General features: G+C 25.5%; 23 protein-coding genes. 14 read left to right on the top strand and 9 right to left on the bottom strand.

Annotated features, from left to right (window positions below):
* The 14 genes from ABLL_RS06695 to ABLL_RS06630 all read left to right on the top strand — a co-directional run bounded on the left by ABLL_RS06695 (position 1) and on the right by ABLL_RS06630 (position 16,756).
* Entirely contained in the window at positions 1–1,101 is a 1,101-nt protein-coding gene (locus ABLL_RS06695; protein WP_014474025.1) for a hypothetical protein, read from the top strand.
* A gap of 23 nt (positions 1,102–1,124) precedes the next feature.
* Positions 1,125–1,340 carry a hypothetical protein gene (locus ABLL_RS06690; RefSeq protein WP_014474024.1) on the top strand — a complete coding sequence of 72 codons (216 nt, stop codon included), beginning with the start codon at positions 1,125–1,127 and terminating at the stop codon, positions 1,338–1,340.
* A gap of 9 nt (positions 1,341–1,349) precedes the next feature.
* Entirely contained in the window at positions 1,350–1,799 is a 450-nt protein-coding gene (locus tag ABLL_RS06685; RefSeq protein WP_014474023.1) for a hypothetical protein, read from the top strand.
* A gap of 239 nt (positions 1,800–2,038) precedes the next feature.
* Positions 2,039–2,545 (top strand): hypothetical protein, encoded by a 507-nt coding sequence (locus ABLL_RS06680; RefSeq protein ID WP_041654740.1) that lies wholly within the window; start codon positions 2,039–2,041, stop codon positions 2,543–2,545.
* Entirely contained in the window at positions 2,545–7,080 is a 4,536-nt protein-coding gene (locus tag ABLL_RS06675) for a relaxase/mobilization nuclease domain-containing protein (RefSeq protein WP_014474021.1), read from the top strand. Before ABLL_RS06680 ends, ABLL_RS06675 begins: the two co-directional genes overlap by 1 nt.
* Positions 7,080–8,909: a type IV secretion system DNA-binding domain-containing protein gene (locus ABLL_RS06670; protein WP_014474020.1), complete on the top strand. Its 1,830-nt coding sequence runs from the start codon at positions 7,080–7,082 to the stop codon at positions 8,907–8,909. The genes ABLL_RS06675 and ABLL_RS06670 overlap by 1 nt, the downstream gene beginning before the upstream one ends.
* Positions 8,899–9,087, top strand: a complete 189-nt coding sequence (locus tag ABLL_RS06665) for a hypothetical protein (protein WP_014474019.1) — start codon at positions 8,899–8,901, stop codon at positions 9,085–9,087. Before ABLL_RS06670 ends, ABLL_RS06665 begins: the two co-directional genes overlap by 11 nt.
* A complete protein-coding gene (locus tag ABLL_RS06660) occupies positions 9,081–12,230 on the top strand; it encodes a conjugal transfer protein TraG N-terminal domain-containing protein (RefSeq protein ID WP_014474018.1) in 3,150 nt (1,049 codons plus the stop codon). The genes ABLL_RS06665 and ABLL_RS06660 overlap by 7 nt, the downstream gene beginning before the upstream one ends.
* Positions 12,227–12,988: a conjugal transfer protein TraF gene (traF, locus tag ABLL_RS06655; RefSeq protein ID WP_014474017.1), complete on the top strand. Its 762-nt coding sequence runs from the start codon at positions 12,227–12,229 to the stop codon at positions 12,986–12,988. The genes ABLL_RS06660 and traF overlap by 4 nt, the downstream gene beginning before the upstream one ends.
* A complete protein-coding gene (locus ABLL_RS06650; protein WP_014474016.1) occupies positions 12,985–13,620 on the top strand; it encodes a hypothetical protein in 636 nt (211 codons plus the stop codon). The genes traF and ABLL_RS06650 overlap by 4 nt, the downstream gene beginning before the upstream one ends.
* Positions 13,617–14,585, top strand: coding sequence for a TraU family protein (locus ABLL_RS06645; RefSeq protein WP_014474015.1), 969 nt, complete (start codon positions 13,617–13,619; stop codon positions 14,583–14,585). Before ABLL_RS06650 ends, ABLL_RS06645 begins: the two co-directional genes overlap by 4 nt.
* Entirely contained in the window at positions 14,575–14,949 is a 375-nt protein-coding gene (locus ABLL_RS06640; RefSeq protein WP_014474014.1) for a thioredoxin family protein, read from the top strand. The genes ABLL_RS06645 and ABLL_RS06640 overlap by 11 nt, the downstream gene beginning before the upstream one ends.
* The gene (locus ABLL_RS06635) at positions 14,939–15,814 is read left to right on the top strand and encodes a TrbC family F-type conjugative pilus assembly protein (protein ID WP_014474013.1); all 876 of its coding nucleotides are present in this window, start codon (positions 14,939–14,941) and stop codon (positions 15,812–15,814) included. The genes ABLL_RS06640 and ABLL_RS06635 overlap by 11 nt, the downstream gene beginning before the upstream one ends.
* A gap of 63 nt (positions 15,815–15,877) precedes the next feature.
* Entirely contained in the window at positions 15,878–16,756 is an 879-nt protein-coding gene (locus ABLL_RS06630; RefSeq protein WP_014474012.1) for an RES domain-containing protein, read from the top strand.
* Between the two features lie 23 nt (positions 16,757–16,779).
* Here ABLL_RS06630 and traN read toward each other — a convergent pair whose 3' ends face one another.
* The 9 genes from traN to ABLL_RS06585 are packed head-to-tail and all read right to left on the bottom strand — an operon-like array spanning position 16,780 to position 26,339.
* The gene (traN, locus tag ABLL_RS15175) at positions 16,780–18,861 is read right to left on the bottom strand and encodes a conjugal transfer protein TraN (RefSeq protein ID WP_014474011.1); all 2,082 of its coding nucleotides are present in this window, start codon (positions 18,859–18,861) and stop codon (positions 16,780–16,782) included.
* Positions 18,862–18,868: 7 nt separating this feature from the next.
* A complete protein-coding gene (locus ABLL_RS06620; protein ID WP_014474010.1) occupies positions 18,869–20,062 on the bottom strand; it encodes a hypothetical protein in 1,194 nt (397 codons plus the stop codon).
* The gene (locus ABLL_RS06615; protein ID WP_014474009.1) at positions 20,052–20,765 is read right to left on the bottom strand and encodes a disulfide isomerase DsbC N-terminal domain-containing protein; all 714 of its coding nucleotides are present in this window, start codon (positions 20,763–20,765) and stop codon (positions 20,052–20,054) included. The genes ABLL_RS06620 and ABLL_RS06615 overlap by 11 nt, the downstream gene beginning before the upstream one ends.
* Positions 20,762–21,217: a hypothetical protein gene (locus ABLL_RS06610; protein WP_014474008.1), complete on the bottom strand. Its 456-nt coding sequence runs from the start codon at positions 21,215–21,217 to the stop codon at positions 20,762–20,764. Before ABLL_RS06610 ends, ABLL_RS06615 begins: the two co-directional genes overlap by 4 nt.
* Before the next feature lie 11 nt (positions 21,218–21,228).
* Positions 21,229–22,671 carry a conjugal transfer protein TraH gene (locus ABLL_RS14685; protein WP_014474007.1) on the bottom strand — a complete coding sequence of 481 codons (1,443 nt, stop codon included), beginning with the start codon at positions 22,669–22,671 and terminating at the stop codon, positions 21,229–21,231.
* Positions 22,668–23,147 (bottom strand): signal peptidase I, encoded by a 480-nt coding sequence (lepB, locus tag ABLL_RS14680; protein WP_014474006.1) that lies wholly within the window; start codon positions 23,145–23,147, stop codon positions 22,668–22,670. Before lepB ends, ABLL_RS14685 begins: the two co-directional genes overlap by 4 nt.
* A complete protein-coding gene (locus ABLL_RS06595; RefSeq protein ID WP_014474005.1) occupies positions 23,144–23,500 on the bottom strand; it encodes a hypothetical protein in 357 nt (118 codons plus the stop codon). Before ABLL_RS06595 ends, lepB begins: the two co-directional genes overlap by 4 nt.
* Positions 23,497–26,013, bottom strand: a complete 2,517-nt coding sequence (locus ABLL_RS06590) for a TraC family protein (protein WP_014474004.1) — start codon at positions 26,011–26,013, stop codon at positions 23,497–23,499. The genes ABLL_RS06595 and ABLL_RS06590 overlap by 4 nt, the downstream gene beginning before the upstream one ends.
* Complete coding sequence (locus tag ABLL_RS06585; protein WP_014474003.1) at positions 26,013–26,339, bottom strand: hypothetical protein; 327 nt, start codon at positions 26,337–26,339, stop codon at positions 26,013–26,015. Before ABLL_RS06585 ends, ABLL_RS06590 begins: the two co-directional genes overlap by 1 nt.

The following is a 26,339-nucleotide window of genomic DNA, read 5'->3' as shown; positions in this document are numbered from 1 at the left end:
ATGAAACAAAATCTAAGAATTATAAAACCTAAAACTAGACCTATACAAATTGAACCTTGGTTTTTTAGATATCTAAATGAAGGACAATTAAAAGTTGTAGCTGCTATTTTATCTCATGCAGATATAAAAGATAGACAATCAAACTCTTTCCCTTCTAATAGAGTAATTGCATTTTATTGCGGTTTTGGAAATTTTGAAAAAGGTTCAAAAGCTTATGAAAAATATGAAAAATTATCTGATGATGAAAAAATAAAATTTAAAAATGAAAAAATAAAAAATGCAATCATAACTGTTGCAAATATAAAAAAATCATTAGAAAAGATTGGACTTTTAAAAAGAGAATATGTTGGACAAAAAGGAAAACAAATTGTTTATATGACTTTAGACCTGGAATGGAAAAAAGAACAATATTTAAAAGAACATGATGAATTCTTTAATGATGTTATATATGAAAATAGTAAAGATGAAAAAGAAGAAATTGCTAAAGAACTTGCAGAGCTACAAAGATTAAATGAAGAAGGAAATATATCTAAAGATAATCTAGCAAATAGATTGAAAAATCTAAGTAATAAATTGAATGCATCTAATACAGAAAATTCTCAAGTTCCTCTTGAAGATATAGAAAAAGTTGCAACGTATATAATGAATACTTCTAAAGTTCAAAATAAAATAGATGAAGGAATTATTGAAAATAAAGAAGCTTATAAAAAATCAATAATTAAATCAATTTCAAATAATAGTTTCAATGGTGCAGATAAATATTATGAAGCTCTAGTAAAAAAAGAACAAAAAGATATTCTTGAAACACTAACTATATCTTTAGAACAAAATGAAAATGAAAATTTCTACCAAAAAAATATTTTATACTTCAAAGATTTAATATTTACAAATAATATTTTCCTAGCAACTTATCAATCAAAAGATAAAAATTTTTCTAAACAATACATAATTTCAGATGAAAAAATAAAATACTATTTACATTCATCTTATTTCTATACAAAACAAAACAAAGAACTACTAGATAACTATAACCAAGCAATAAAAGATTATCAGGATTTATTAAAAAAATCGCAAGAAAACTCAACGAGAAATACCTCGTAATTTATAAATAAGGAGAAAAAATTTTGGCAGAACAAACAGAAAAAGATTTACTTGAACAAGCAAAAAAAATTCAAGATGATGCAAATAAAAAAGCTAAAGAGCTAAAAGATAAAGCTAAAGAATTAAGACAAAAAAATTTAGCAAATTTAGGTGAACTTGCTATCAAGTTCTTACAAAATGAAATTAGTTTAGAAGACTTAAAAACTTTTGCAACTAATCATAATTTTTTAAAAAATTAGGAGTTAAATATGAGTAATACTGATGAAACTTTACCAAGTCAAGCACAAAGAGATTTTGCTTTATTAATCGCTGAAAGATTAGAAATTGAAATAGATGAAAATATCTTATTAAATAAAGATGATTTAAGTGAATGGATAAAAGAACATAACAATCTTCCATCACCAAAACAAATAGAACTTGCAGAACAAATTGCAGAAAAAAAAGGTGAAGAACTTCCAAGTGATTTACTTGAAGATAGTGAAAGTTTATCTACTTATATAGATGAAAATATTCATCTTATAAATTCAAATAAGCCTTCAACTAAACAGATTTCTTTTGCAAAAAATATTGCGAAAAAATTAAAACTTGAACTAGAAAATGAACTATTAGAAGATAAAAAACTTTTAAAAAATTGGATTGATGAACACAATAAACCATCATCAAATGGAACTGGATTAAAAAAGAAAAAAGTGCAATAAATTTGCTTTGAAAAGTATGGATAAATTGAGTTTTTTTTCTTCACTTATTATTCATACTTTTTTCAAAAATCAGCAGAGCAAAAAGCGTAAATTTTAAATTAGGCATATTGTTTTGAGAAAGAAAAGATAAAGCAGTAGCTTTGACACTCTCAAAAAGAGTGCAAGATAAAACGATACGACAAATAGTAGTACTAATTTTTTATTAAATTCGTATTTACAGGGCTTTTAGGGTATGACAAATGGTAAGACTTTATGATATTTGTCCGACTTTAGTAGGACAAAATATCATAAAAGCCTATTTTATAGAATATATAAGGTATGACAACAGTAAGACAATGGAAAAAATTACAATTAAATTAGATACAGAATTAGATGAACAAATTATGAAATATGCAGCATTAAAAAAGATAAATAATAAATCTCAAGCAATAAGAGAATTAATAACTGCTGGAATAGATATAACTGCTAATGAAAGTGAAATATTAAAAGAGATAAAAAGTTTAAGAGCAGATGTGAGAGATAATCATAACTTTAATAAAAAAGGTTTTGATAGATTAGCAAGTTTATCTGTAAAAAATGGAATCAAAATTTTTAGCATTTGGCATGTAGTTTTAATACAAATTTTCTTTAGAAGTAAAGATAAAGGACTTGCTGATAATTTATGTGTTCAAAGTAGAGAAGAAGCTATGAAAACAGCAACAACTCTTGGAGCTAATGAATATAACAATACTAAGGCAGAAAACTAATGAATGATTTTTTATCAAATATGAAATCATTTGTTTTATATCAACAAATTACTAAATTATCTAATGAAAAGAATAAAAATAAATCTAATAACTTAGAAGATGATTTACAACTTGAAATGATTAAATTTAAAAAAGCTATTTCAAGTTCACCAACACCAATAAAAATTGAAAATCTAAATTACAAAGATTATTCTTCTGCTATTACTAAAATAGATTCTCCTTTACTAAATGCTAGTGAAAATATAAAAGATACTTTTGCAAAAAATAATTCATTATCTACTTTGGTAAGTAAGGCTTCGTCACAATCAATTGAAGCAACAAATTCATCAATTATAATAAATAGTGGAAGTACATCTTTAAATAATTATAGTTCAACTTTTTCTTTTTCTAGTTCGAGTTCTATTCCTGTTATTAAACAATTTGGATTAATCAAAATGACAGGAACAGAAGGAAATCTTAAAAATGGATACACAATAGGAAAAGAAGCTAAACAAAGAGCAAGTGCATCTATCGAATATGTAACTAGAGATGAAAATGGAAAATCAATTGCAGATCTAAAAGATAAAAATGGAAATGTAATATCTAAGCAAGAAGCAAAACAAGAAATTCAAAATATTGCAGCTGAAAGAAGATTAGTTTTAAGTCCAAATCCTAGATTAAATATAAGTGAAGAACAGTTAGACAAAGTTGTTAGAGAAACTATGAGTAGTTACTCTGAGAGCTTTGGAAAAGAGTTTAATTACTTTTATGCAATTCATAATAATACTAAAACACCTCATGCACATATAATAATGAATTCAAGCCATCCAGATGGTGATGGAATAAAAATGTATAAAGATGAACTCTTTGAATTAAAAATGAATTTTGAAGATAATTTAAAAGAGTTAGTAAAAGACTCTGGAATAAATATAAAAGATGAATCTACGCTACCAACTGCTAAACAAATAGCAAATTTTATTGGAGCTATTCCTGATACAAGTTTATTTATGCAAAACAAATTTTTAGCACAAAAAATTGCTAAAAAATTTGATTTAGAATTTGATCAAAAACAAATCCAAAATAACCCAGAAAAATTAGAAAATTGGTTTTCAAAAAATGACAATTTGTATAAAGAATATTTTATGAGTGCAACAAATAAAGATGCTTTTTTATTTCAAGATTATATAAAAATTGCTCAAGATTTATCACAAAAATATGATTTAGGATTAGATAAAAATATTACATCAAATATAAAAGAGTTTAAAAATTGGTTGGATGATAAACAAGAGATATTTTTAGCTCATAAAGTTGCCCTGGACAAAAATATAATTTTACAAAAAGAAGATGTAAGTGATAAAAATAAATTATATAAATGGTTCAAAGAGAATGAGTCTGAAGTAAAAGAATGGAATGAAAAGAATAAATATTTTCCAAGTAAACAAATGAGTTCTTTAGCACAAAAATATTCTGAAATGGTAGATATGAAACCTGATAATATTTTAGAAAGTAGAAAAGATGCAAGAGAATTTGTAAAAAATTATACAAAAAATCCTTTAATGTATGCAGGAGATAGTAGAAAATCTTTATATGAAGTTTTAGGAGTAAAAAAAGAACAATATAAAAATGAATATGCAGAAAAGAAAATAAATGTAAAAAGTTTTGAAACTGAAACAGAAAGAATTAGTACTTTACAAAAAAGATTATCTCAATCTCAACAAATAACAGAAGGAAGTTTAAAAAAATACAATTTAGATACAAATATTTATTCAACAGATTCAAAAACTATACAAATTGATGGTATCAACTTTACAAATGATGATATAAAAAAAGACTTGATTGAAAGAATAAATGTACATACTAAAAATTTATCAAATGATGAAAAAACAAATGACGAATATAGTAAAAATTATATTAAAAAAGCAACAGCATTAAATTATATTATTTCAAAATCAAATAATATAAGTATATCTGCTCTTGAAAATATTGGACTAAACAAAGAGAAAGATTTACAAGATTTTAAAATAGAGAAAGTTGATACTGAATTAAAAATTATAAATTTCCAAAATACTGATTTAAACAAAGATTTGAAAGATATAAAAACAGCTGAAGATATAAATAAAAATAGACCATTAGCTCATCAAGTAGAAAAACTATTAAAAATTGAAAAAGATTTTAAAATAAATACAGAAAATATATCTTATAAAGAATCAAATAACTTTATTAATGAAAATAAAAATTTTAACTCTTATGATAAAAAAGAGATAACTGAAATCATAAAAAATATACAAACTCAAAACATAAAATTAAAAGGTAGTGATATATTTTTAAATAAATATATAGATACTATCAACAAAAATTTAGATAATTTGTATAAGAAAATAGAATTTGGTAAAAATACCTTATCTTTAAATGAAGTTGAATCAACTGGAATAGATACTAAAAAGATTGAAACATATCAAGGAACTATAAAAACAAATATTATCTCAAATGATGAAAAGAACTTGAAAAAACTAGATCATTTAGTAAAAGAGTACTCAAATAAAAAAGAGTATGAAAATTTTATAAATCAAGCTAAAAATAGTGATATATCAAAACTAAATCTAAATAATGCTCTTGCCAAAGCTACATCAAATAACAATAATATCAAAGTATTACCTATAAATTTAAAGAAAAATTTACTAGAAAGTGTAAAATTTGAGCCTAAAGAAATAACTCAAGAGCTAGTAAAAATTGATAGTTTAAAAATTATTAAAATAAATGAAACCGTATCAAATGCCATTTTCAACTCTCCTAAATATTTTGAAAACATTGCTAAAAGATTACAAAATGACCATAGTATTGAAATTAAAACAGTTAAAGATTTATCTGATAATTTTGACAAAATTGGTAAACCTGCAAAATTAAGAACTATATTATCAAAAACAATTCAGTATAAGATTGATGAGTTTAAAGAACTAAATAATTTAAACAATCAAGAGAATTTTAATAAATATCTTGAAAAGATAGATATAGATAAGAAATCAAAAAATCCACTAGATACAAATCAAAAAGAGTTAAATGGACTAAATAGCTTTTTAGCAAAAAATAATGGTAATTTCCCAATATATACAAGTGATTTACAAAAGATTAGTGCAAATACTATTGATTTTACAGATAAAGAGAATATAAATATAAAAGTTGAAGTAGTTCCAGTTACTAGTGAAAATAAATCTCAAATACTAAGTACTTTTGATTCTTTGATATTTCATTCAGAAAAGAAAATTGAGAATACTAAAATAAATGAGCAAGATAAAGCCATAATTGATAATATATATGAACAAGAAAAGATAAAATCAGGCTTTAAAGATGAAGCAAATAAATATATAAAAACTGCAATAAACCCGAAAGAAACAATAAATTATGTTTCAGCAATCATAGATAATAGAACTTTAAATGGTATGTCTTATATGATTAATAAAGGAAAAATAGAAGATATTCCAAAAAACTTTTTAGAAGCTAGAAACATTGATACATCAAACTTTGAGATAGTAGAAAAAGATAAAGAGGTAGAAACTGTTGCCATAGGCTCTAAAAATAATTTTGAACAGTTCAAAGAATTTTTAATAAACAATAATTTAGAAAATATTTTAAATGAAATAACTCAAACACCTGTAATAGAAAATATAGATTATAAAACTGAAACAAATACTTTTATATCTTCAAATCAAGAAATAAATAACTCAAATATAAATCAATTTAACACTCTTTTATCTTTAGCAATTGAAGATAAAAATATTGAACTTATGGATTCATTATATAAACTTGATTTTACTTCAAAAAATGATGCTGATTTATTAGAACTAAAATTTATATCTTATGCAGAAGCTCTAAATATTTCAAAAGATGATGTCTATATAAAAATGCTTGAAAAATATTTTAACTTAGATAATGAAGAGATAAAAAGCTTAGATAACCTAGAAAAAACATTTGATACTTATTTTGAATTATCTACTGAAGAAAAAGAAAATCTGTCACTTACAGATTTAAAACATCAATTATATGTAGAAAATTTAGCAGAACTTGTTACAAATGAGTATGAACAATATATGTGGAAATACTTTGACATGGATAATGAAAATGTAAGTGAAGAAAATATGAAAATATACTTTGAATCAACTCAAAATATTACAGATGAAGCATTAAAATTAAATGAACTTATTACAGAAAAATTAGAAATCAAAGAATTAGAAAATCAAATTGAAAACTATATAAATAATGCTAATTTTAATAAAGCTCAAGAGTTAATGCAAGATGAAAGACTTGAAAGCACAATAAAAAATAACTTTGAGTACTTATATCAAAGTATGTTAAGTGATGAGAATATACTTGATAATGTATATGAAAAAGTAATTATTAATATGGATTTAGAAGTAAAAACTTATGAAGCATTTAAAGAAGATGATTTTTTAAATGAAATGAAAAAAATTGATATTGAAGGAGAATTAATGAATGAAATTTTTGAAGAAATGAAACAAGAAGAATTAGAAGAACATGAATTAACACTAGGAGGAGAATAATGGCAGGTAATACACTAATATCACCAACTTTGGTAAGAAAAGTTAAATTAATATTTAACTATGGAATTTTAATAAGTCTAATGTATATATTTTTAACTCTAAATTTTGATACAAGAATATTTTATTTTGAACTTAGAGATTCTCAAACTGCAATGGAAATTTATAATACATATTTTTATAAAAATCATATAGGTAAATATTTATATAAAGCTTATATTTATTTACTTAGTGATTATTCAGTTAATAGAATTATTCAAGGTTTTATTATTGGTTTTGGATTATCTACATTTCTGATATTAAAAATTACAATAAGAGAAAGTAAAAAAGTTCTAAGAGGTGCAAAAATTGTCGAACAAAATGAACTTATAAGAGAAATAAATAAACAATCTTTAAAAAATAGAATTTTCATAGCTCTTAAAAAAATACCTCTCCCCTATTTTGAAGAGAATAGAAGTATTTTATTTATAGGTAAAGCTGGAGCTGGTAAAACTCAAGCTTTTTTTAATCTACTATTACAGATATTTAAATTTAATGAAACTATGATTATTTATGATAGAAAACCAGATTTTTGGAATAGATTTTATGATGAAGCAAGAGATTTTTTATTTTATCCAAAAGATGAAAGAACTCTTTGTTGGAATATTTTTGATGATATAAAAGATGAAGATGATATTGATTTTGCTATAAAAAGTATCATTCCAATTAATACTGAAGCAAAAGATCCTTTTTGGGATAATGCAAGTAGAGATTTACTTAAAGCTGTATTTTTAAAAATACTTACATTTGAAAAACCATCTAATAAAAAACTTATAGATTTTCTTCGTATAAATTCAACAGCAGATGAATTATTTGAAGAACTAAATGAAATAGCAGTTAATAATGGTGTAAATTTAGAATATTACCTTAAATCAAAAAATACAACAGCAAGTATCATGAGTACATTTTCAGCCCATACAAACAAACTTCTTAGAAAAGAATTTTATTATCAAGAGGGAGATTTTAATGTAATTGATTTTATAGCAAACGTTGATACAACAAATAAAGGTAAAAAACTATTTTTAGTTCAAACTGCGAATGAAAGCGGAGCTTATGAAGTTTATTTTAGATTGATGATAGATTTATTAATTCGTGAAATAAAAGGCTTACTAAATAATTCAGAAAGAAGAATTTGGATTGGATTAGATGAATTCCAATCTTTAGGAAAATTGAAAGAAATAGAAGAAGGACTTGCCGAGGGAAGATCAAAAGGATTAGCTATCTTACTTGGAACACAATCTCTTGCAAAAGTTGAAGAAATATATGGAAAATTACTAATGAGAAGTTTATTCCAACTTTTATCTACAAAAATAGTACTTCAATATGATGAACCAGAAGGTGCAAAATTTTTATCTGATTTCTTTGGGGAACAAGAAGTAATTGAAGTAAATGAAAATAGAATGGTTACAAGTGAAGGTAGTAGAGATATAGCTCAAATGCAACAAAAAGAAACTACTAAAAAGATTTTTCTAGGTGGAGAATTTGCCACATTAAAACCTCTTGAAGCTTTTATAAGAATTTCAAATTTCAATATCTCAAAAATTACATTCAAATATGTAGAAATTCCAGATAAAAATATTATGAAAAAAGCAAAAGTAATAGCATTTGACAATATTTATGAGAATAATGAAGAATCAATTGAAGAATTAGAAATTGAAGATAAAAAACAAATAGATGAAAATAAAATTTCTATGAAAATAGATAATGATCAAAATCAATCTGAAGTTGCAGTAGATTCAATAAATGAACTTGCAATCTTGCAACTTACAAAAGGAGAAGAATATGAACGATAATAACCCTGATTTAATAATTGAAATACAAATAAAAAATGATGATATAAATGTAATTTCTTCAAAAACAACAAATTTTAAACTAGAACAGAAAGAAAAGTCATTGATTTTAATAGCTTTATATCAATTAAAACAAAAAATAATTAATAATGAACTTGAAATAGAGGTAAAAAAATGTTAAAACTTTTTTTTACTCTAATTTTTATTTCCATTCCTGCATTTGCTGTTGATGCTATCTATACTTGGGGATATGGTGAAGATATAAAAAACATTTTAATATCTATAAAATTTTTTACAGGAAATGCAACTTATTTAATTGATACAGCTATTGCTATTGGACTTTTATTAGTTATGTATAGAGATACGCAAGAAAGTAATACAGATAGAATAATGAAAGTTGCTTTCTTAGCACTAGTTGTTTCTCAACTGTTTTTCCACTCAACAAAAGATTATATGGTAGAAGATGAAGTAACTAATCAAGCTTTTGCAGTTACTGATGTTCCAGTTGGTATAGGAGAGTTATTTAGTTTATTTTCAACAACAGAAAGAGTTTTGATAAAAGCTTTTGAATCAAGTTATTCAACACCAAATAGTTTAAATTACTCTCAAGTTGGATTAGGTTTTTCAATGTCTGCTCATTTAGCTACAAATGATGCAAACTTTATTGATGGAAATGCACATGAAACATTTATGGATTACACAACTAATTGTATCGCTAGTGGGATGTTAAGTGGACAAATTAGTAAAAATCTTATTGCAAGTGAAAATATCGTTTCAAATATTAGAGTAACTGGATTTGAAACTTTAGTATATAAAAATAATGGTACTGTTGAACAAATGAGTTGTCAAGATAGTTATGATAATTACATTGTAAACTATTTTCAAAATGAATCAAATTCATTTATTCAAAATAGAATTGCAGCACAAATGAGTTTAGATCAAGTAAAAGTTGAAGGAGCTATACAAGAAACATCAAGACTATTTTTTGGAGTGTCTAAGAGTGGAAAAGATTATGTAATGCAACAAATGGGAAAAAATATGTTGAAAAAAGGCTTAGAAGTTATGGCTATGACAACAGGTGGTGATACACAAGCACTTGCTTATGGCTCAGCACTAAGTAGTTCAACTATGGAGAATCAATGGCAACAAGCAAGTATATTAACGCAAACTACTCTTCCACTAACGAAAGCCTATCTAACATCAGTTATCTTAGCTATGACTCCATTATTAGCTCTACTATCAATTATGTTTGGAGATTGGAAATATATTAAAATGATTATTACATTACTAACCACTTTAATGCTATTTTCACCTTTAGCTTCAATAATTAATTATTTAATGTATCTAAAATTAGAAGAGATTATACCTGTTATCTCAAAAGGATTGTGGATGCCCATGTTAGCAATGAGAGATATAAATAATCAAATATTTAGTTATCTTAACTTTTTAGGATATGCAGCCATGTCTATTCCTATTTTAGCTTATGCATTAGTAAAAGCAAGTGAACAAGGATTTGTAAATTTTATGAGTAGTATGGGTGGAGTTGCAAGTAATGCTGGTAATTCTGGTGCTGGACAAAAAGTTACAGGTGTAAATATAGGTAATACAAAAGTTGGAGGTGGTTCATATACTGGAATGAATGGAACTACAACAGATATGGGTGGAGGTTCAACACAAACAGATAGTATTCAATCATCAAATGAAGGTACATATAGAGATCAAACAGTAACAAGCTCCAATGGAAATACAAATTCAACAATTACAAATAGTGTTGCTGATATCACTATGCAAAATGATCAATTATCAAGCATAGGATATAAAAATTTAGGTTCAGAAATTACTCAAGCTCATCAAAATTCTTTTAATCAAGCAAAAGCGACTGAAAGTAGTACACTGGAAAGTCTTTCTAATACTTTAAGTTCAGGATTAAGTACTTCAATGGCAAAAGGACAAATTTTTACAAATAGCGATGATTTTTCAAAAAATACTGGATTAAATAATGCAGATAGTAGAACTATAGTAAGTTCACAAAATGAAGCTATTGTAAGCACTTTAAATAAAAAGTTATCTGAAGCTCAAACAAGTTCAACAACATCTGATGCAGGATTTAAATTATCTGGAAATGCGGGATGGGATGCAAAAGATACTTTTGTAGGCAAAATTACAGGTGTTAATGCAGGAGCAAATGGTAGTTTTACAATTTCTGGTACTTCAACAGATGGAAAAAACTTTAGTGCAGATATGTCAAAAGATGAAATGGCAAATATTCAAAAATCTGTATCTGATAACTTATCAAAAACCTTCAATCAAGATTCTGGCTTAGCATTTAGAACAAGTCAAAGTTTAGCAGATAATGAAGTATTTAGTAGTACAGCATTAAAATCAAATATGGATGCATACACAAAAGCCCATAGTATAGCTGAAAAATATAGCGAGAATTATAGTAAAACAGATAGTGATAGTGTTTCATTTGCAGCTAAAGCAATGCCTGAAGTAACAAAACAATTTATACAAAATGATGAAAGATTAAAAGCTATGTATGAAAGTGGAGATTTCAAAGCTTCTAAAAATGCAGTCGATGAAGCAAGTAAAAGAATTGATAAAGCATATACATCTGGTATAGGTGCAGATTATAATAATTTAAACAGTGCATTCATAACTGTAACAGGATTTGATGCAAAAGGAAATATATCTGATTTTGTAAATACACAATTAAATCAAGGTAGAAATCTTGATTCTAATATTGGTAATATTGTTTCTCAAGGGCAAAGTAATATATCAAATACAAATATTAATAATTCTATAAATCAAAATCCAACTGATACTTATCAATCTCAAGCTGATGATTTCAAAAATAACTCAGTACAAAATATAGATAAACATAAAAATGAAACTAAATTAAATACAGAAAAAGCTATTAATAAAGGTGAAGAAATACTAAAAGATAGAAGAACTGAAAGCAATGATGATTCGAGAAGTGGTAAATCATTTGTTGCACTTGGTGGAAGTATGGGTGATATAAAAAAAGGAGTTGAAAATTTAATAGAAAATGGGAATAAAGATACAGCTTACATAACAAAAGATGGAAAAGCATTACCATCAAATAATTTAGAAGATATAAAAAATCCTATTAGTAGCTTAAATACAGAAAATATTCAAAATAAAAATCTTGAATCATCACTTACTAATGTTGTTTCTCAAGGACAAAATAATAACAATCAATTAGCAGAAGTAAAAGAACAGTTATCTTATTTAAAAGATGATATTGAAGATATGACTTATGCAACAAATCAACCAATAGATAAAAAAGGAGCTAAAAAATGAGAGAATTTATATTAATTTTATTTAGTTTTTTAATTACATTAAATGCAGCAGAAAAAAATGTTGAATATACAGAAAGTAAAAATGGACTTACACATCCATTTTTTGGATATAAAGAAGAAATAATAGAGAAAGAAAAAGAGTCAAAAAAAAGAGTTAATATTCCCGAAAATTTAGAAGAATTAACAGCAGATGAAATAAGTAAACTTATTATTGATTCTAAAAAGATTGCAGTATCTTTTCCCACAGATGAAAATATTCATAACTATATACAATTACAAAACTATGCAACTAAAAAATCTGAAAACTTTGCTATAAAATGGCAACAAGCTTTATTAAAAGATAGTTCATTAGATTTATCCGCAACAGCTTCTAAAAGTACATTTGCAAGAAATGCAACAAGTGCTAATAAAACAAATAAAAGAGCTCAATTTTGGAAAGAAAATATAGATAATATAGGGATTGTTGCAGTTATGGATAAAAATGAAAAAGAAATAAATACTGCACAAGATAAAGTACTTTTTTTTCTAAATCAAGATTATCCTGCATTAGCTATAAGAACAATATTTAAAGATGAACATACTTCTTTAGTAAAAGAACAAGGTATAGGAGTAACACCAGATATATTTATCGTGCATAAAGATAAAAATGAAAATGCAAATTGGTATAGAATAAAAACAGGGCTTACAACAAAAAATGAAATCCTTGATAACATAGATTTTGTATATGAGTATTTCATTTATAAAGGAGATAAAAAATGATAAAAATGATAGTCCTTTTATTCCCTATACTTTTATTTTCCAGCATATTGAAAAAACAATATGAAACGGGAGAAACATTTCCATTTGCTGAAAAAGATATGATAGAAGAAATAAAAAATCAAATAATAAATAATAAAACCCAAATAGAAACTAAATTAGAAGAGTATAAAAAAACTACAAAAGAAAAAGTAAATAATTACAAACCAGCGGATTTAAAAGTATTAACTCCTGCTATTAAGAATAATACTTTTTACCCTGATATGACATATACAAATCCTAATGATATATATGATAATAAGGGGAATATCATTTATCCAAAAGGATTTAAATTTAATCCTTTAGATTATCAAACTATTTCTTATCAAATGATAATTATTGATGGAACATCTAAAAAAGAACTTGATTGGTTAATAAAAAATAATTATACAAATAATATGAAATACATGATTTTACTATCAGATGGCAATTATAAAGAGATAGGAGAAAAAATCAAACAACCTATTTTCTATGCTATGCCAAAAATAACTGAAAAATTTAATTTAGAACATACACCAAGTATTATTACTCAAATTGGCAATAAAATGGAAGTTAAAGAAATTTGCTTAAATTGTGAAAATGGAAATAAAAAATGAAAAAATTAGTCTGTTTAATTTTATTAACATTACAAATAAAACTATTTGCAGTATGTTCACCGACGGGGGCTTTAACTGTTGATATTATTTTAAAAGCTGATTATACAGCTATGTTTCCACTAAGAATTGCAGGTATTCCAATAATACCTGGAAGAATGCCTGACATAGGAGGAAGTGTAAGTAGCCCAATTTGTATATGTAAAGATCCTATTCCAAGAATTGGAATACCTGTAAGTTTTTTTGAACCAAGTAGATTAATTGAAGTAGTAAAAGATCCATACTGTTTTCCTAGTATGGGATTTGGACTACCAACTTCAGGTGGAGCAATAGGAGGAACAAGTGGAGATGATGGAGTTGGTAATCAATCAACTTTTTATCAAGCTCATTATTACATATTTCCTATTTATGCATTACTTGAATTATTGACTGATTTTATTTGTTTACAGTCAACTGGATTTGATATGGCATATATCACAGAAGTAGATCCTCTTTGGAACAATGACACATTAAGTGCAATAATAAATCCAGAAGCTCTTCTTTTTGGTAATCCTATTGCCAATCTTGCATGTATGGCAGATGCAGTTAGCTCTGCTGTATTTCAGCCTTTAGATCCTTTATTTTGGTGTAAAGGAAGTTGGGGTAATGCTTATCCACTTACTGGGCAAACGGGTGGAGATGGATATGTAGAAGCAAGTGCAAGTGTTGTAGCAAGTTTAATATACAAACTTCATAGACAATTAATATTATGGGGTAGCTGGGGGCAACTAGGATTATGTGGATATTACCCAGCTCCAATTTGGAGAAAATCTGCATATAGATTACAAATTGTGACCCCTATTCCAAGTATTTATGCAACAACAATTGGAACAACAGGTATGTTATGGAGCTTTGGAAAAAATCCACCTTTTGTGGGTGATAACTTTTCATATTTATTATTCAAAAAAAGGGAATGTTGTGCATTTTAAATTTATTTTACTTATATTCTTATTTCTAATCCAAAGTTTAGATGCTAAACCTATAATCTATTTTATAGTATCAAATGATTGTCCTATTTGTCATAATTTAATAAATGACATAAAATCAAATGATAATTTAAAAAATTTTCTTTCTACTGAATACCAGGTGAAAATTATAGATACTATGCAAAATGATGTTCCAAATTTTTTACCATTTGATGGAACAGTACCTACAATATTCATAATTAATAATGATAGATTTATTGGCGATTCATTAAAAGGATATGTTCCTTCTAATGAATTAATGAGATATTTAACTGATGTAAAAAACTATATAAACAAAAATAATAAAAGGATCTACTATGCATTTTAAAACTCTTTTTCTGGCTATAACTTTTTTAATATTATCAGCTCAAGCAAATGAAAATAAAAAAGAAATATTTAATGATAAATATTTAAACTCTCAGAAACTTGATCAATATAGAGATACAGATATAAACAAAAATTCTGATTTTAAAATATCAAATATAAAAGAGATGACAAATATATCTAATGAAGTAAATACAAACACTTCTTCTATGATAAGTAATAGTTTAAAATCTGATACTCTTGAAAATGAAGCTCAAGAAATTGATAGTAAAGTAAAATCAAAAGATTTTCAGAAAAAAATCATAGAAAATGAAAATTATCTACTTTATGATAAAAAAATAAATTGGCAGCAACATTTAGGACAATATAAAAATCGTACAAATACAGCCTTAGAACAATTAAAAGATGAAGGAGCTGTATCAAGTAAAATTTCATCAAATCAGTTTTTAGAAAGTGACGAAAAGCTTTTTATAGTAATTTCTTCATCTATTCCAAAACATATACTAAAAAACTATTTTGAAACACTTCAAAAAGTTAACACTGATGTAACTTTTGTATTAAGAGGTACAATTGATGGAGTAAAAAAAATTAAACCCACTTTAGATTGGATACAAGAGATTCTAACAAAAAATGATAATACAAGATATGAATATAATATTATAATAGAACCTAGAATTGTAAGTAAATATAATATAAAACAAGTTCCAGCAGTTCTTTATGTAAAAAACTATAATCCATCATATACTGAAGAATCAACAGATGAAGAACATTATATATATTATGGAGCAGTTGATATTGACTATGCCCTTAAAAAAATAAATGGTGATGTAAAAAGTTTGGGGATTGAGAAGATTTTGGGTAGAATCTGAAACAATTTGTATATAGTTGTTCTACAATACAAATTCAAAATTATTATTTATAAAGGTGTTTTTTTGATTAAAGGTTGTAATTTAAAAGAAGTTATTAATTTTGAAAATGAAATTAATAAATTAAGAGAAAAATTAAAAAAAGATGAAAATTATCGTAAAGATGTCATTAATTGTGGAAGTTCTTATGGTAAAATAAAGAGTTTTTTTCAAGAATTTTGCAAGTTTTTAAATTATATTGAAAAAATTGATGGATATGAATTCTATCGTATAAGAAAAAATAACTCAGATAAACCTTTTACTACAAGAAAAGAACTTATTTATCCTGAAGCAAATCCAAATCATAAAGATAGAATGAATAATAAAAATTTTCGTGTTTTATATGTTTCATTAAATGAATATACTGCAATGGCAGAAGCAAGATTAGATAGCAGTTATATAAATAAAAAATTTCAATTAACAAGATTTTCAACAAGTAATGCTTTAACTGTTTACAAATTAGGAATGTTTAGTGAATTATATTTTAATACAGATAGAGATTCAGAACATACACAAAAAATAATCAAAAATTTATTCAATGAAAATATTACAGATAAACTTATACAAGGTTATTCTGCAATAGAATGTGCCCTTGCAGATATTTTATATGATAAAACAGAAGATTATCATATATTATCATCTATATTGGCTGATGCAATATTTAGTTTAAATCCAAGCATTGATGCAATAATGTACCCTTCAATGCAAAATAGATATGGAATTAATTTAGCTATAAAAAAAGAATGTGCAGATGTACTAGATATTAAATACACTTCTTTAAATCAATTAGTTGAAATATATAAAAATGGATTTTACAAATATTACACAAAAATGGAATGTGAAAACTTTAAAGATGAAAATAATTTTGAATTTACTATAGTAGAGGGTAATTGTATTTATAGATAAAACATTAATAATTTTTATGGGAACTAATTCCCATAAAAATCCCCTACTTTATCTTTTACATAAGTACCTAAATTTTGAATAACACTTGATTGAACAGAGCTTTGAATATCTTTTACGAATTCAGTTAAATCTATTTTTGAAAAATCTATCTTTTGAAACTCTTCAGGAGTAAATCCACGACATTCTGGAGATTTGGCACTTCCCCAAGATATTCCTAATTGTTCTCTTCCTTGTTCCTGGATAATTTTTGCTAAACTTGAACTAAAAGTACAGTAACTATCTGATTTTTGCACACATATTTTTGCAAAACCTAATTTTAATTGTTTACTACAAAAGTTTCCTATGTAATGTGCCTGTTTTTGTTCTCTTTGTTTTGCTAATAATTTTTCATTCTCTTTACAAGCTACAAGTCCAGCAAATACTTTTTCTTTATCACAACAACCTCCACCTACTAAACCAAAAAACATATCCCAGTTTCTACATTTGTTTGATTTTCCATTGAAAATATAAATTGTTCCTGTACAAGCTCCATCTTCTGACCATCCATCATTCTCTTTATCACTCGTTCCAACTTGAGTATCTAAATTATCAAAATTTGATTGTCCCATGCAAGGGAAAGGTGAACATTGCCATGAATTATCTACATAAGAGCAAGGACGTTCTGCATTTGCAAGACAAGTAAATTTCTCTCTTTTACAATTATTTACGGGAGGAGTAGAACTATTTAAGGCACTTGTTAAATCATTCTGTATTGTTGTGTTTGGGTCAGATTTACCTGTATTTCCACCACTATTAATCGCAACATAATTATAACCTTGAGAATTCTCAGAATTATCACAAAGATAATTATAATAAGTATATTCTTGAGTTCTTTTACATTGTCCTTTAGCTGTTTCTGCTCCTATTGTTTCTGTATATCCACTAGGACAAGTTAAAGTTGTTGTAGTTGTTTCACATTGTCCGTTTACTGGTGTTGTTCCATTTTGACAATTTAAAGTTTTTTTATAAAATATTGCATTTCCCTCTGTATATCTACTATGATAATCTGTGAGTGTTATAATTATCTTATAATCTCCATGATATACAATTTTTGAATTTTCTGAATCCATAACCTTTATCTGTCCAATAGTAGTACCATTAAATATTACATAAATATTAGAGCTTTGAACAGCGTTTGATGTTCTACCATCTAACACATAATTATCATAATTATCAATTTCACCACTTATATTAGTACCACCTTTTAAAAAACGCCCTTTTAAAGTAATTATATAACTCCATTCTTCAGTAGGACTTGAATAAGTTGTTGTTGAAATTGCAACTTTATTTGTATAATCTGTAACAGTTCCCACGCCACTTACGCTATATCCGTTATCATAATCCCAACTTGAACCACATTGAGCAAGTGCGCTAGGACAATATTCATTTCCATAACTATCTATTTGACAATCTAATGTTTGTCCCATTGTAAGTGTATCTATTGTAGAATCCCAGATCTTTGTATTACAAAATCTACCAGTTAATTCTTGTACTCCATCATCTGTTAAAGGTTTACATTCATTGAGATTTTCAAATTCAAAAACTGCTTTATATTTAACTGGATTATTATACGCATCTGCGTGATTTCCAAAATCATGCCATTTACCATTATTACCATCCATGGCAACCCAATGTTCTCCTAAAGGAGAAACCATTTGTTTACCATCAACGACATCATATTGTTTTACTAAATTATCAGGTTGATTAGGATAGAAGTTTTTATAAAGTAAACTATTGTTTTTCACATCTTTAAATCTTGATGAATCATAAACACAATTAGAACCAAAGCAATAGTTTTGTAATTTATTTGGATCATAAATACCTATCCAACCAATAGAACCACCACCGATTAAAGTTTTAATAAAATCATTTTCTTCTTGAGAATTTGGAATTGCTAAAGTTCCACCATTATTAACTGCTATTTGTTTAGCATTATCAAAAGTCTGCTTATCAATAGATACACTATAATAATGTCCATTGAACTTTTGAAATTCACTATAATCACTACAATTCATTGCATTTATATTTGTAGTAATAAAAATAAAAAATAAAAAAAGTATTTTCATATTAGACCTACTCTAAACTACAACTAAAATCATCAACTGCTTCATTTATAGCTGTTAAAATACTTGTTGCTTCTGCAAAATTATCTACATCTCCACAAGGGTGTTTTATTATTTCACCACTACTTGTATCAACAGGACAAATATCATAATTTGTACCTGTACATTCAACTATTTTTGTTTTCCAAGTTTCAGTATCTCCTGAACTACTTTGATGTGTTTCACCGTCACTAAATACAGTACTGTTAGTTTCTAAATACTTGATTTCACAATATTTAATATCTGGATTTAAAAAATCTATATTTACTTTTGCATCATCATTTCTCATACTCCAACTACCATCTTCATTTTGACTTTTTCCACTATATGTAAAAGTATAATCACTTGTATCACCTTCAACACTAACACTATTTTTTATGTTTACTGTTTGATTGACATCACTATTAAAATTGTTATTATTTTGATTTTCAACATTTTTGTTTAATACATAATAAACACTATTTTCATCATTACTTTGAGAAGCAATTACGCTTGTTGTATCAAGCTCATGACTTTGACTAGGAGCTTCATCTTTAAAATTTTGACAATCTTTATAATTTTGTCCATAAAAAACTATTTTATTTCCATTATTTTGCGTTTTTGTTATTAGATAATTTGGGTTTGAACTTTGATACATTGACGAAATAGCTCCACCAATAGTATCAAGAACATTAATTTTCTGATTTGTAGATAAACTTCCACAACTTGAATTTATACAATATGAACCACCTAAATTAGTTAGTACAGTTTCAGATAATGTAAGATTATTATTTGAAATATTCCATAAAAAATATTTGCAATTACTCCAGCTATTTGTGCTACATTTAATTATTCCATTTGTAGCTAAACCACTTACTTCACTAAATGCAAAGGTTTTATCCATTGTTCCATTTAAATCTGTATCAATTTTTACATTTATTGAAATATCACTTATCCCTGAATAATCAATTTCTAAAAAAGGTTTTATAGTTTCGTTGCAAGTAAGATTTGCACTAAAAGATTCTGAACCATTTACAGTTTTAAATTCTGCATTTGATGTTAAAGGAGTTGATACATTTGTTTGAATATTACTAAAATGATTTCTCAAATTGTTACCTGTTTGAACACCTTCATTTGCTGCAAATAAATTTGTTATAACAAGTAAACAAAATATTTTATTTTTCATTTAAATACTTATCCCATTTCTTTTCATCAAATCCATGAATTGTATCAACTAGGTTATAGTTTTTATCAAGAAGAAGAGCAAAAGGTGTACCGAACCCTTTAATTCTTTCATTTACTAATGTTAATTGTTGTTTTAATCTATTTCCTGCATCTTGAATATTATATTTTGATATATAAAAATCTTCACTATCTTTTCCAGGTGCTAAATATATTGATAATTCTAAATTCTTTTCTTTTAAATACTCTTCCAATTTTTTACAATAAATACAAGTTAATGATTTAAAAAGAACAATATTATATTTTTGTTCAACATTTTTTCCAACTTTTACACCCATATCAAAAAGATTTTTTAAATACTTTTGATTTTCTAATGAATTTATTTTTAATTCATTTATGCTTTGCTCTATTGGTTCTTTAATGTTATTTGTAGATTTATATTCAGATATACTTTTTTGAGTTAAAGATTGACCTGTATTAGTATAAATTTCACCCATTATTAAAAGTCTTTTATCTGGAATTACATACATTAGACTTCCATCTTTAAAATATGCTTCATACATACCACTTATAACACTAGGTTTTACTTTTTCTATTTTAGTTCCAGGAATAATACTTTGAACTAATTCAAACTGTTTTTCTTCAATAATTGTATTTGCATTTAATGTAACAATTACACTACTTGAAAGTAATATTTTTTTTATCATTTTAATCCTTTATTTATTTCAAAATTATCAAATCTCTCTATTGTTCTTCTAACTTCATGCAAACAATGTAATTCTTGCTTATAATGTTTTTTAATAAATAGATCTTCCATCTTTTGTTTATATGTATTACACTTTTTTTCAGTATTTTCAATAATTATAAGAAGATAGTTATAGACGTTTGTAGTAGGTTTATCAATCAATGCTATTGATTCAATATAATAATTAATTTCTATTTCTATCTCATCTAAAAAAACTCCAAAATTTTTTCTTGCCACATTTTTAAAATAAGAAAAATCTTTAATTTCTAAAGCATTAGTTAAATTTAAATTATCATAGATTAATTTATTATTTTCCCAAACAGACATAAAAACATATTTTAAATCATCATCATATCCACATATAAACTCTAATTCTTTTCCAGTTCTATCTATGTATCTTCTTTTTATTTGCATGTTATTTTCCTTTAAAAATAAGCGTTAAAAGTCCCTGAATTTGCAAGTCTTGATTTCAATCTTTGTTCAAGCTCTATATAGTAATCATTAATAGTTTTATTTTGTGTCCATTCTTGTAAAGATTTTATAAACCATTCATTAGTTGACTTCTTAAAACTTATAGCATTTTCACTTACTGACATCAAATATTCTTTTACCTCTTGTGGATTTTGGTTATCTGAAGAGTTAATGATTTTATAACTAAGAGCTTTACTCGTTGTTGTAACAATAAAATCTAAAAAAGCTTTTGTTTCAATAATTGATAAATATTCAACTAAACTATCTATATCATCTATTGCTGCTAAAACTTGTGTATTCAAATATTTTGCAATTGGTATAGGCATACTATTTATAAAATCTCTATTATCTTGCGAAATAGCTGTTTTTGTTTTCATTGAAGTTAAAATTGATTCTAATCTTGTTTTGTATAATTGTTTTATTCCTACAAAATTAGTTTTAGATGCAGTAACAGTAGGCATACCTTTATTATCAGTTTTTGTTTTCACATAAACATAATCTATATCACTACCACCTTCTAAAAATGCTTTAAAATTAATACTATATCGAGGTATAAATTTTAATTTAGGTGTTCCATCTCCACTTCCTGCTTCACCACCACTATTTCCTGTCATATTTGATTTATATCCAACAACATCACCAATCATTGCTCTAACTATAGAAGTAAAAAGATTACCTCCACTTGGATCTTGTCCTAAAATTGACACATCAACTGCACTTGTATTTTCAATAGCTTCTTGAATTAAGCTACCTTGTAAAGTAATATTTTTAGTCGTTTCTTTTGCTAGTTCTGTATTACCACCCATATAATAAGACACTGTATTTAAATAATCAGACCAAGTTGATTCTTGATTTGACTTTGCATTTTCACTCGCTTCAATAAAATTGTTACTTTGTCCACTATTCATATTTGAATCAATTGCTGTCATAATTTTATCTGCTGCAAATTCACCAATTCTTTTACTTGCTTTGCAAGTATCCATATTGAAATTATTAAGCTGATTTGCAATATTTTCTAACCAATTTAAAGTTGTTTTACAATCTTCACATAAAACTCCAAGTGCCATTTGAAAAGCAAAAGCTGGAGCTGCTGCACTTATCGCTTTTAATTTTTCAACAAGATAGTCAACATTTAAATATGAAAATCCTCCAAAAGTTGCATCTATTCCTCCACAACCCATTCCAAAAGATGGAGCTTCAACATTAAAAGGACTGAACGTACCCATATTATTAAATTTTGCACGACCAGAACCTAAACTATATAAACCTCTTGTTTGACTTTCATAATATCCTGGATTTTCAACTGTTGCATTTATACTCTCATCAAGAAAACTTTGCATACTTCCAGCTTGAGAAAATGTAGCAATTAATAAAATTAATAAAAATATTTTTTTCATATTAATCCTTTTGCTGTTGCAATTATTCTATCTTTAGAAACAAATCCCCAATATTTACTATCCCAAGATTTTTGATGAGTACCTGTTACAAAATAGTTATTTTTAGGAATAATCCCATTAAAAACAAATGGGCTTAAACTTTTTCCCTGACCATCTTCTAAAAAAGCTTTTCCTATATATTCATCATTACAAAAATATTCATAATTTTCTGTTTTTAATATCTCTCCAGGAACACATGAAACAATTTTTACAAAAGATTCATCTGTTTTATAGTTATAAACATTTTCTCCTGGATATTTAAAAACTATCAAATCTTTTTTACTAAAAGTTAAATCTTTTTTATTAATGAGAAAAGCATAATAAGGTAAAGATGGTGTTACACTAAATCCTATTCCATAGGATTGTTTTAAAATATAAATTCCATGAAAAAAAATCATCAAAAAAATAAATATTTTAAGATTTAATTTTGAATTCATAATAAACCTTTTTTTTCTAAAGCTTTTTCTATTAAAGGTGTTATATCTCTTGTGTTACCTTTTAAAATAGCTTCCTTTTGATAAATTGGTTTACCATTGATATTTGAAAAATCTTCCAATAATAAATCAGTAATTCTGATTAGATCTTCTAACTCTTTTTCTTTATTAGTTGTATCTTCATTATTTAAAATTGCTTTTTTGATTTGTAATTTTTTATATTCAATAATATCTTTAGCACTAAAAACAAGAATTTCCTCATTTTTAGTATCTTTATTGATAAATTTGTTATAAGATAAAATTACTATTAAACTAACAGCTATTGATACCAATATATTTTTTAAATCATCAATCATGCTACATATCCTTTCTCAAGTAAATAATTAATTGCATCTTTTTTAGATAAATTAAATTTTCTCATAGTATTAAAGACTTTTTGTTTATCATCTTTATCTGTTGTTGTTAAGTAATAAAAATATCTATTCATTACTAATCTATATGGTATCTTTTGTTGTTCTGGAGTTATTAAAAACAGTTCTGAATATTCAGGTTTTACCGTTGCTACTGCACGTATTAATTGCTCTTCAATTGAATCAAATTGAAATGCAGATGAGGCAAATAATAAATTTAATGAAGTTTCTTCTTGCCCTAAGAAAATTTTCCATGGACTGTTTGCTAAAATAACTCTTCCAGCTCTTGATAATCCTTCATTATTATTTATATCTTCAAAAGATTGTGTTGCTATCCAAATAGAAGCTAAATGTTTTCTAAATCTTCTATATGCCTGTTCTATAGCATCATCCATCATTTCATTTTTTCCAAGAAATTTGTGAACTTCATCAATTATTACAAGAATCCTTCTTCCACCCTCTTCTGCTGTTTTTTCTTGTTTATAAATTGCATTAGATTTATGATATTCCCAAATAAATATCATAGCATCTCTAATTTCTTGTATATTTTCAACTTTTCCTAGTTCTAAAACAGCTAATTGATTATTTAAATTTATTTGACTTTTACCAGTTAAAAAATCTCCATAAAGTTCACCTTTACAAAAAGGAGTAAGTGCAATAGCAAAATCTTGATATCTTGAATCTTTAATTTCTTTTATTGCATCTCTTATATTTGTAATTTCTAAATTACTTCCTAAATTTTCAAATAAATTTCTAATTATTTCTTGAATCTTAGGTTTTATAATATTTTGAAGTTTTAAAGCTTCTGATTTTAATTTTGAAGCTCCAAGAGAATATATCCAATCGCTAAAAAAATTTAAATCTTCTAAAGTAAGTTCTTTTAAATCTGAAAAAGGATTGAATGAAATTGGTTTATCTAAATCTATTTCGATATATTGTCCACCAAGTTCTTCACATATTGGTTCATAACTTCCACCAATATCAGTTATAAATATTCTATCACCTCTTGTATGTGCATTTAAAACCTTATAATTTAATAATACAGATTTTCCTGCTCCTGACTTTGCAATAATATATCCATTCTTTGATGCACTCGTTAAAAAAAAATCAAATCCTGCAAGTTGCCCCCGTTTTGATATAAATAAATTATTTGGATAATTACCTTTATAATCAGCTTCTATAGGACAAAACTGTGCAACTTGATTAGCAAATAATTTGTATGGATTACCTTGAATATCTGAAAAATAATCTTTGTTTAGACCTAATGGCAAACTATTCAAGAAAATTGGTAAATGAACAGAATCTGTTCGTCCTAATATAATCCCTGAAGTATCCCCACCTGAAGCCCAAAAAGTTTGTACACTAGTAGCATTTTTATCAGCTAATTCATAATTATCACCCGAAACTAAAACGACTAAATCCATATTATAAAGAGGTTCAAAATCTTTTAATCTTCTATTTACACTTTGTGCTTCTGATTTTTTATCTAATAATTTAGTATCTGTATTTTTAACTCTTTTATTTACTAAAGAATTTTGCTTTTTTCCAATTGCTGAGTTTTCAGTTCTTGAAACTTTATTAACATTTATAGTAACTATAAATGAATCATTAAATTGATTTGTATTACAAGCCCCTGATAAATAATCTCCCAACTTTTTCCCAAAATCTTGAATATGTGCATAATCAGGTAAAGCTGAAGATGATAAGCCTATCCAAGTTTTTCCAACAAAAGAATTTGCATTGTTTTTTCTACCAATTTTTATATGTGTATCTTCAACTTTTACAATATTTTCTCCTGAAACTACTTGGCTATTAAAAAGTTTTTTATGATCATATTTTGGAATATTTTTAAAGCTATGTTTAGGATTTAATAATTCCCAAAAAATTGGTTTTAAATCTGAAAGGTTCAATTCATTTGGATAAAATGAATTTGTAGATAAAATATTTTTTACATGATTCTTTATATCTAATAATTTTTTTTCATCTTTAGACTTAAATGTAAAAAATAATCTATGATTTTTTATTGAAGTTTCCATAGAATAGGAAATTTGTTCATTTGTTTTTGATCTAAAAAATTCTCCAAATTTATTAATAGCTTCATTTATTGCTTCATTTTTTGAATGATGATCAAATTCCCATTTATTCAATATTGATTCAATATTCTTACTTCCCCACAAATTAATTTGCATAAATATATCATCGGGTAGTTTTTTTAATATAGATTGAATAGTTTCAGCTGATTTTGTTCCTCCTCTTATATTAGGAACACATTCATAAACAAATCCAAAATATCCATCATTACAAATTATATTTTTTTCAGAATCTGCAATAGGTTTTACAAATTGACTAATGCTATATCTTTTAAACATTTCATTTTGTTTTTTAATTGGAAGAGATGAAAAATTATCTTCATCAAAAGAAAAAATATCTTTTAACCATTTTTTTGGATTTATTGACATTATATTCCTCCAATTGTATCTTCTACAACAATTTTATTTTTCATTTGTTCATCAAAAATAAATTTACTTGATTCTAGTTTTGTTTCAATATATCCTCCATAATCTATATCATTTTCAGAATTTTCAAAAGGCAAAACAAGTATTTTTATAAATTTACTTTCTCTAACATAAGGGATAGGTACATCTTTTATTTTTGGAGTGATTATTTTTGTTTTCACTTCATTATTAATCATTGATGTTTTTAATGTATTATTATCTCTAACACAAGCATTAAAACTTACTATAATTAGTCCAAGAGAAATTAATTTAATTATTTTTTTTATCAT

Source organism: Arcobacter sp. L (genome assembly GCF_000284235.1).
GTDB lineage: Bacteria > Campylobacterota > Campylobacteria > Campylobacterales > Arcobacteraceae > Aliarcobacter > Aliarcobacter defluvii.
This window is presented reverse-complemented; position numbering and strand designations above follow the sequence as displayed.